Here is an 8,581-nt window from a genome sequence, read left to right on the forward strand (position 1 = left end):
GCTGCCGGCAGGGCCGTGAGCGCGGGCGTCGGCTTCGGCACGGCGGGGCGTCGGGCTGCCGGCGGGGTCGTGGCCGGCGGTCGGGCGGCGGACTCGTGCGGGTCGGCCAGCAGACCGACGAGCGTCGCGCGGGCGCGGGCCACGCGTGAGCGCAGGGTGCCGATCGGGCAGCCGCTCACCAAGGCCGCTTCCGCGTAGGGAAGTTCGAGCAGCTGGGTGAGCACGAACGCCTCCCGCCGCTCGACCGGCAGCGCCGCCAGCAGGTCGTGCAGCACCACCCCGTCGTCGAAGCCGGGCAGACCTCTCGGCTGGGCGCGCTCGACCGCCAACTGCCAGTCCGGCGCGTCGCACAGCCGTGGCCGGGCGGCGGTCCGGCGGTAGCCGTCGATCACCGCGCGACGGGCGATGGACAACAGCCAGGCACGGGCCGAGGAACGGCCCTCGAACCGGTGCAGGCTGCCGAGCGCCCGCAGGAACGTGTCCTGCGCGAGGTCGTCCACCGCCTGGGGATCGGCGCACAGATGGGCGACGTACCGCAGCACGTCACGGTGCAGGGCCCGCACGAACCGCTCGACGGCGTCCGTGTCACCGCCCCGGGCGGCCAGCGCCCAGGCGGTGATCGACTCGTCGGAGGAGACGGTTATGCGCCCGCGCCCAGGGCCGCCTCGGCCCGTGAGTGGGGCGACGTGTTCGCCGCCCGGTTCGCCGCCGCCTTTGTCGCCGTGGCCGCGCGGGACGGTCAGGACAGGAGTGATCACCTGGGGTCCTTCTCGGGTCGCCCGGAGGCCGGACGAGGCGCGCGGGCGCGGTCGGTCACGCGCCTGCGCGGTGGTCCGGTCGGTCCGGGGGCGGGGGAGACGGCCGTACGACGCTCACGCGGGCGTACGGCCGAGGCCCGGGGCGCACAGGGGCCGCCCCGGGTCGCGCGCTGTCGTCAGACGACAGCCGTCCCCGGTGGTGGTCCCCGCGAGGTGATCGCGTGGACGAGAAGGAGCAGGCGGGGCGCCCGGTCCGCACAACGGCGGCGGACGTGCGGGCGAGGGCGGTGCGGCGGAGTCGGGAGCGCGAGCAGCAACCGCAGCGGTGCAGCCAGCCGGGCGGCGACGGTCCGCAGGATGCGGAAGGCGGCCCGCTCCCCGTACGCGAGCCACAGTCCGCACAGCAGCGCGGCCAGCAGGTGCGCGGCGAGCATGCCGACGGACGAGGTGGTGCCGTCGGCCGTCGACTGCCCGAGGTGATGCATGTGGTCCATGCCCATGCCCGTGTGGTCCATGCCCATGTGGCCCGTACCCATGGCTTCCAACGGGGGCATGGGCATGGCGTCCATGGGCGACGCGTCCATGGAGGCAAGGGGAGCGCGGTCCATGGGCATTGACCCCATGTCCGCGCCCCACATGTCCGAGCCCCACATGTCCGCGCGGCCCATGTCGGCGGTCCCCATGGCGGGGAACCCCATCGCGGCGAAGCCGGTGGCATGTCCGTCCGACTGGGCGAGGGAGAACGCCGTGTGGAGGGCCGTCTGCACGGCGACCACGAACGCCGTGACGGCCGGCAGGCCGCGTTCACGGCCGGCGAGACACCAGCCCGCGCCCGCGGTGGCCGCCAGGCCCAGGGCCATCGCCCAGGCGGGCACGTGCCGGCCGGACATGAGGACGTGACCGAGGGCGGCGAGCAGCACACAGACGGCCGCGAACACCGCGGCCCGTACCGTGCGTGATCCCCACCCTGCGGTCATGGCGCCTCATCCTCGCATCCGGACCCCGACCGTCGCGCTGTGCACGTGTGTACGGGAATTCCCGGCGCGTCGCTCAGCCGCCGGTGCGCGAGCGGCCGCGCACGACGGCGAACGCCGCGGCCGCCAGGCCCAGTACGCCGACGACCAGGCCGGCGATGCCGAGACCGCGCGCGGTCGAGTCGCTCGCCGAGGCCGTCGCCCCGGACGGGGCCGCCGTCCTGCCCGCGTCGCTCGCGGAGCCGGTCGGTGAGGCGGCCTGTGTGTCCGTGCCGGCCGCGGTCAGCTTGAGGACCGGCGCCGGGTTCTCCGGTTCCTGCCCGTCCTGCGCCGCTTCCTCGATCCAGCGGACGACCTTGCCGTCGGAGTAGGTCTGCAGGGTCTTGAAGGTGAGCTTGCCGGTGTCCTCGGGGAGTTGGCCGAACGCGATGTCGAAGTCCTCGTACTGGCCCGGCCCGACCCGGCCGCCGGTCCAGGTGACCTCCGAGACGGCGTCGGTGATGGTGCCGTCGTCCGTCTTGACGGGGGTCTTGAGCTTCGTGGTGGTCACCTTGGGGGTCCAGCCGTCGCGCGGGGAGACGAGCACACCGAGGACCGGGTGGTCGGTGGGCAGGAAGACCTGCACCTTCGTGGTGGCGGCGGTGTCCTCCTCGTCGGGGACACGGAAGGACAGGACGCCGTCCGTGGCGCCCTTGGCGTAACCGTCCGGGTGGACGGTGACGTGCGCGGAGGCGATGCCCGCGGCGGTCAGGACCGAGGCGGCGGCGAGGGCGGTCACGACGCCGGCGCGGCGGAGGGTGGAACGGGTTCGGGACATGGCTGAGTCGATCTCCGTACTCATGAGGTGTGCGGGGACATTCCGTCAGATCGCGAAGGAGATCGCCGTCGGCGGACCGCGCCGGTGCACCGCGTGCCGCAGCAGGACCTGCCGGAGGGACGCCGGGCCGCCGGCCGCCGGGCGGACCGGACCGGGCACCGCCGGAACGCACCGCGTCCCGCTGTTCACCTGCCACCAGGCGGCGAGCCCCGGGACGAACGTGACCGCCCGGCGCAGCAGCGACCACAGGGCCGCCTCTCCGCACCGCAGCCACCACGTCAGCCCGACGGCGGCCATCACATGGGCGACCGTCGCGTGGGACGTCAGGGCATGGGCGGCCACCATGTGCGGATGCACCATGTTGGAAGAGGCCATGTGGCCATGCACCATGTGCGGGTGCGCCGTGTGCGGAGGCGACATACGCATTCCCTGCATTCCCTGCATGTGCTGCATGCCCCGCGTGTTCGACATGCTCGGCATGGCGCACGTCCCGCGCCCGCCACGGGTCTCGTCCACCGCCCCCATCCCCTGCCCGCCCGTAGCGGTACGCGGTCGGACCGCGTCGAAGGCGAGGTGGAGGGCCCCCTGTGCCGTGAGCGTCCCGGCACCGATGGCGGCGAGGGACCGCTCGCGGCCGCCGGACAGGTATCCGACCGCGCAGAGCGGCAGGAACGCGGCGGCCTGTGCCCACACCGGCGGCACCATGCCTGTCGCCAGTACGTGTCCCCCGGCGGCGAGCAGCACGCACCACGCCGCGAACACCGCCGCGCGCAGGCCACGTATCGCAGGGGACGCCCTCATGGCGCCCGATCCTGCCACGCCGCACCCACCTCCCGAGGAGGAACGGCTGCTCCGCGCACACCTCCCGAGGGAAACGGTTCTTCCGGACCGGCCACCGCGCACGCGCACGCCGCCCACGCCCACGCCGCGCAAGCCACGCGGCACACGTCGGCACCACACATGTCGGCACGCACGCATCGGCACCGCACATGTCGACGCCGTACACGCGCACGCCCCGTCCCCCGTGCCCGCCCCGCCCGCCGCCCGCCGCCCATCGCACCCGCTCACGCAACCCACCGACTGTGCGCCACAGGGACAGAACCGTGCGCTCGGGGTTCCGAAATTGTTCGCTCTGATCTTCGTTCTGTAGAACTTGTCAGGGAAGGGCCCCCGAGAGAGGACAGGAGGAGACCCGCCGTCCGGATCCCTACGCCGTGCGATGCTGGCGCGGACGCCCGGCGACAAACACTGCTGCTCATGGGAGAGCTGACGAGAAACGGCGGCACGCGGCTCGCGCCGCACACCCGCAGACGAACGCCGCGCATGAGCCGCCACCGGACGGCCGAGGAGGTGGCCGATGCCGGCCGGTGAAAGTTCCAGGCAGGCCGCCGGTGAAAGGTCCAGGCAGCCCGCCGGTGAAGGTCTCAGGCAGCCGGCCGACAAAGGTCTCAGGCAGTCGACCGATGAAAGTCCCACGCAACCGACCGGTGAAGGTCTCGGGCAGCTGAGCATCTCCGTCTTCCGGTCCGACGGTCCGGGCGGGCTCGTCCTGCCCTGGCCCGCGGACACCGACCCGGCGCACGACGACGCCCTCTACGCCGCTGTGCACGCCCGCGGCAGCGTCACGGTCGCGCGCGACGGTGCCGAGGTGCCGCTGGCAGCCGGCGACATCGTGTTCTGCGCTCCGGGGCGGCCCGGCCTTCCGCGTTTCGGGGACGACGTCCGGATGACGGTCTTCCGCATCCCGCGAGCCTGCCTGGGGATCACCGAGTCCGAGCTGCGCCGCCTCACCGGGGCGTCGCTGAGCTGCGCGGACGGCGTGCCGGCGCTGGTGTCGAACTTCCTGACGCTCCTCGCCTCGGAGGTGGGGCTGCGCCGGACGCGGATCGGGGACCGGCTCGCGCGCAACGCGGTGGACCTGCTCGCCGTACTGGTCACGGAACTCCTCGGCGCGCGGACGGCCGAGCCCGCGGACGTCGGCGCGCAGACGCTGTCCCGCATCCGCGACTTCGTCGAACTGCACCTGACGGACCCGGACCTGTCGCCGGAGTCGATCGCTCTCGCCCACCACATCTCCGTCCGCTATCTGCACAAGCTCTTCCAGGGCGAGGACACGACGGTCGGGCAGTGGGTACGGCAGCGCAGGCTCGACGCCTGCCGACGGGACCTGGGCCGGGCACCGCATCGCCGGCTCACCGTGGCCGCCGTGGCGCACCGCTGGGGCTTCACCAGTCCGTCGCACTTCAGCCGGGCCTTCCGGGGCGCCTACGACATGTCGCCCAGTGAGTGGCAGAGCCGGGCGGCGGCGTCGGACCGGCTGACGCCACCGGCCGGGAACCCGTCACTCGCCGTCTCGTAGCAACCCACGCGGGCATGCGCCGGCCGTACGCCAAGCGACCGCACGCCAGCCGGCCGCACGCCAGCCGGCCGCACACCAGGCGCCCGCACACCACGCGGCCGTACGCCAGCCAGCCGCACGCCAGCCCGCCGCTCGCCGACCGGCCGCCGGCCAGCCACCCCCTGCCGCCCAGCGGTCGCCATACGCCAGGCACCCCCGCCCCGCCCCACACCCCAGGGGCCAGCCCCCTCCCCCCCCTCATGACATGCGAAAACCGCCCGGCCGGACACTAGGCTGCTGACAGGGAGCGGCGGCCGAGGGAGCCCGTCGTGCTCTGCGCCTGTTCGTGCACGAGACGTGCGGCAAGACGGAGTTTCGACAGTTGATGCGGTTCGAGGTACTGGGTCCCCTCCGGGTGCGCGAGGGGGAGAGGGAACTCGACCTGGGGTTCCCCCAGCAACGCGCCGTGCTGGGCCTGCTCGTGGTGCGGGGCGGTCAGCCGGTGACGGCCCACGGGATCGTCGAGGTGCTCTGGCCCGAGCGACCGCCGGCCAGCGCGGTCAACGTCGTACGCCGTTACGTCGGGGCGCTGCGACGGCTGCTGGAACCCGGGCTGGCGCCCCGGGAGCCCGGGCGACGGCTGCCGCGCCGGACCGGCGGCTACGTGCTGGCGGCGGACGAGGACGAGGTCGACCTGCTGCGTTTCCGCGCCCTCACCAACCACGGCAAGCGGGCGGCGGCCACCGGCAGGCCCGAGGTGGCGCTGCGGCACTTCGTCGAGGCGCTCGGTGCCTGGCGTGGGCCCGTCGCCATGGGCATCCCCGCGAGGGCGCGTGAGCACGCGCTGTTCGCCGCCGTGGAGCGTGAACTCGTGCAGGCGACGACGATGGCGGCCGACGCGGCGCTGCTGTGCGGCAGGACGGAGGAGGTTCTGCCACGACTGCGTCAGGCCCTCCAACTCGACCCGCTGAACGAGTCGTTGCACGCCAGGCTGGTCATGGGGCTCGCCGCGGCCGGTCTGCAGGCCCAGGCGCTGGACGCGTACGACGGCGTACGGCGGCTGCTGGCAAGGGAGTTGAAGGTGGCGCCGGGTGCCGAGCTGGCCGCGGCGCACACCCGGGTGCTCCGCCAGGAGCTGCGTCCGGCTCGCGGCACGACCGGCCCGACCCGGTATCCGGCGGAGACCGCCGGGCTCACGGAGCCCGAACCGCTCGTGCGCGCCGCCCAGTTGCCACCCGATCTCAAGGGGTTCACGGGCAGGCGCACGGAGCTCGGCGCTTTGCGGGAGGTCACCGAGTCGGTGCCGGACGGGGCCGGGGCGCCCGCGACGGTTGTGATCACCGGGATGCCGGGGATCGGCAAGTCCACCCTCGCGGTCCGCTGGGCGCACGAGGTCGCCGGCCGGTTCCCGGACGGCCAGCTCCACGTCGACCTGCGGGGGCACGCGCCCTCGCGGGCTCCGCTGCGGCCGGAGGAAGCGCTGCGCGGAATGCTCGCGGCGCTCGGGGTGACACCGCGGCAGATGCCGGCGGGACCGGGCGCCCTCGCGGGCCTGTATCGCAGCCTGCTGCCGGGCCGGCGGCTGCTGGTGGTGCTGGACGACGTCCTGGACACCGAGCAGGTCAGGCCGCTGCTGCCCGCCTCGCCCGGCTGTCTGACGCTCATCACCAGCCGTAACGGGCTGTCCGGGCTGGTCGCCTCCGGTGCCCGGCCGCTGCGCCTGGACCTGCCCTCGGTGCGGGACGCGCGGGCGCTGCTGGCGGCGCGGGTGGACCACGAGCGTCTGGTCGCCGAGCCGGCGGCGGTGGAAGAGATCGTCGCGCGCTGCGGCCGGCTGCCGCTGGCCCTCGCAGGGGTGGCGGCCCGGATCGTGACGCGCCCGGACTTTCCGCTCGGCGCGATCGCCGCCGCCCTGAGTGCCGCCGGGAACGGCCTCGACGCGTTCGCGGACCCGGGCGGTGGGGCCGACGTCCGTACCGCCTTCACCTGCTCCTACCGGCGGCTGCGGCCCGACGGCGCGCGGCTGTTCCGGCTGCTGCCGCGGCACCCCGGCCCGGACCTCACCGCGGACGCGGCCGCCGCTCTCACCGGGCTCCCGGTCCGCACGGCCAGGCTCGTCCTCGACGAACTCGCCGACGCCCACCTCGTCACCGAACACGCTCCCGGCCACTACGTCACGCACGACCTGCTGCGGGTTTTCGCCGCCGAACTCGGCGACACCGACGACCCCACGGGCGGCCGGTCACCGGGCCACGGCCGCGACTGTCACTCCTCCGTCACTTCTTTTACACTTCCTCCTTCCTAGGCTCCACCCGAGGTGAAGGACGGTTCTTCAGCCGGCCGTGGAAGCGAGGACAGATGGTGTGGCAGGAACAGGTGTGCCGGATGCCCATGGGCCTCGAGATCGTCGTCACCGACCGGGCCCCGACCCGGCTGCCCGCCCCGGCGGACGGAGCCGGGCGCCCCCGTCCGGCGGCCCACCGGCTGGTCGTACGGGGCCCGGGCGAGTACCTCTTCGTGGGCGTCCGGGGCGCCACCACCCCTTCCCCCGCCGCCGCGACCGACACGCGGCGGCCCCGGGAGGTCCGCGTCGGCCCCGGGGACATCTGCTTCTACGACGCCGACCGGCCGCCGGTGCTGGACGCCCCCGGGGACGTCCGGCTGAAGGTCTTCCTGGTGCCGCGCGAGGCGCTGGGCCTGGAGGAGGGCGACCTGCGGCAGGTCATGGCGGCCCCGGTCAGCCGGTCCTCGCGACTGGGCACGCTGCTGTCGCCGTTCCTGTCCGAACTCGCCGACACCGTCTCGTCCTCCCGGCCCCCGGTCGCCGAGATGCTGGCCTGGAACGCGGTGAACCTCCTGGCGACCCTGGCCACCGGGCACCTGGGCAAGGACGCGACGGGCGCGCCCCGCGCCCACTCACCGCTCATGACGCGCATCGTGCGCCACATCGACGGGCGGCTGGCCGACCCGGGCCTGTCCCCCGAGTCCATCGCGGGCGCCCAGCACATCTCGGTGCGCTACCTGCACCGCCTGTTCCAGGACGAGGGCACCACGGTCGGCCGCTGGATACAGCGCCGCCGCCTGGAGGAGTGCCGGCGGGATCTGCTGTACCGGGTCCGCGACCGGCAGACGATCGCCGCGGTCGCCGGCCGCTGGGGCTTCCTGAGCGCCACGCACTTCAGCCGGGTGTTCCGGGCCGCGTACGGCATGTCCCCCAGCGAGTGGCGGGACACGGCCGGCCGGGGCGCGTGGGCTCGTCGCCCATAGCGTCTTTCGTCCGGCTCGGCCGGACTCGCGGACCCGGCCCCGAGCCGAACATGGGGCCCCGGGCCACATGGCCGGCGCACGGCTCCCGTCCTCGTGCGCTGTGGGGTCCACGCCCGTGCACTCGTGGGCAATCCGTCCCCGCAGGTCACATTTAACGTGAAACCCAAGGCGTCACGGCACAGCCGACCGCAGCCCCGGGCGCGTCACGTCATGCCCCACGGCGAAGCACGCCACGGCCCAGCAGGCAACGACCCAGCAACGAACCACAGGAGCAGCAGATGTCGTACACCTTCGAGCCGGTTCAGCCCGTCCTGGAACCGGCGGCCGCCGCGTTCGCCGAGGCGACCGCGAACCCGCCCTACCTGTTCGACCTGGCGCCCGCCGAGGGCCGTAAGGCGGTCGACGAGGTGCAGTCGGGTGAGATCGC

At 74.2% G+C, this 8,581-nt stretch carries 7 protein-coding genes and 1 pseudogene; 4 read left to right on the forward strand and 4 right to left on the reverse strand.

All coding sequences use genetic code 11. From position 1 onward, the window contains the following. From ABZT03_RS41915 to ABZT03_RS41930, 4 genes are all read right to left on the reverse strand, one after another. Positions 1 to 644 (reverse strand): sigma-70 family RNA polymerase sigma factor (locus ABZT03_RS41915; protein ID WP_356049292.1); only part of this gene is annotated, 644 nt, incomplete at its 3' end. A 290-nt stretch (positions 645 to 934) separates the two neighbouring features. Further along, complete coding sequence (locus tag ABZT03_RS41920; RefSeq protein WP_356049282.1) at positions 935 to 1,735, reverse strand: hypothetical protein; 801 nt, start codon at positions 1,733 to 1,735, stop codon at positions 935 to 937. A gap of 73 nt (positions 1,736 to 1,808) precedes the next feature. Continuing rightward, complete coding sequence (locus ABZT03_RS41925) at positions 1,809 to 2,549, reverse strand: YcnI family protein (protein WP_356049283.1); 741 nt, start codon at positions 2,547 to 2,549, stop codon at positions 1,809 to 1,811. A gap of 45 nt (positions 2,550 to 2,594) precedes the next feature. Next, positions 2,595 to 3,350: a hypothetical protein gene (locus tag ABZT03_RS41930; RefSeq protein ID WP_356049285.1), complete on the reverse strand. Its 756-nt coding sequence runs from the start codon at positions 3,348 to 3,350 to the stop codon at positions 2,595 to 2,597. Between the two features lie 556 nt (positions 3,351 to 3,906). Between ABZT03_RS41930 and ABZT03_RS41935 the strand changes: the two genes are divergently transcribed. The 4 genes and pseudogenes from ABZT03_RS41935 to ABZT03_RS41950 form a co-directional block, all read left to right on the forward strand. Further along, entirely contained in the window at positions 3,907 to 4,908 is a 1,002-nt protein-coding gene (locus ABZT03_RS41935) for a helix-turn-helix domain-containing protein (RefSeq protein WP_356049287.1), read from the forward strand. 364 nt (positions 4,909 to 5,272) lie between these two features. Next, positions 5,273 to 7,192, forward strand: coding sequence for a BTAD domain-containing putative transcriptional regulator (locus tag ABZT03_RS41940; RefSeq protein ID WP_356049289.1), 1,920 nt, complete (start codon positions 5,273 to 5,275; stop codon positions 7,190 to 7,192). An 80-nt stretch (positions 7,193 to 7,272) separates the two neighbouring features. Beyond that, positions 7,273 to 8,154, forward strand: coding sequence for a helix-turn-helix domain-containing protein (locus ABZT03_RS41945; protein WP_356049291.1), 882 nt, complete (start codon positions 7,273 to 7,275; stop codon positions 8,152 to 8,154). Between the two features lie 278 nt (positions 8,155 to 8,432). Beyond that, positions 8,433 to 8,581, forward strand: a pseudogene (locus tag ABZT03_RS41950) (esterase); the annotation flags it as partial.

The sequence above is a fragment of the Streptomyces sp. NPDC005574 genome (assembly GCF_040605435.1).
In the GTDB taxonomy this organism is placed as follows: Bacteria; Actinomycetota; Actinomycetes; order Streptomycetales; family Streptomycetaceae; genus Streptomyces.

What these genes read in the sequence shown, in the direction of transcription:
- ABZT03_RS41920 (WP_356049282.1), bottom strand. Translation starts at nt 1,735, where the DNA reads ATGACCGCAGGGTGGGGATCACGCACGGTACGGGCCGCGGTGTTCGCG.
- ABZT03_RS41925 (WP_356049283.1), bottom strand. Translation starts at nt 2,549, where the DNA reads ATGTCCCGAACCCGTTCCACCCTCCGCCGCGCCGGCGTCGTGACCGCC.
- ABZT03_RS41930 (WP_356049285.1), bottom strand. Translation starts at nt 3,350, where the DNA reads ATGAGGGCGTCCCCTGCGATACGTGGCCTGCGCGCGGCGGTGTTCGCG.
- ABZT03_RS41935 (WP_356049287.1), top strand. Translation starts at nt 3,907, where the DNA reads ATGCCGGCCGGTGAAAGTTCCAGGCAGGCCGCCGGTGAAAGGTCCAGG.
- ABZT03_RS41940 (WP_356049289.1), top strand. Translation starts at nt 5,273, where the DNA reads ATGCGGTTCGAGGTACTGGGTCCCCTCCGGGTGCGCGAGGGGGAGAGG.
- ABZT03_RS41945 (WP_356049291.1), top strand. Translation starts at nt 7,273, where the DNA reads ATGCCCATGGGCCTCGAGATCGTCGTCACCGACCGGGCCCCGACCCGG.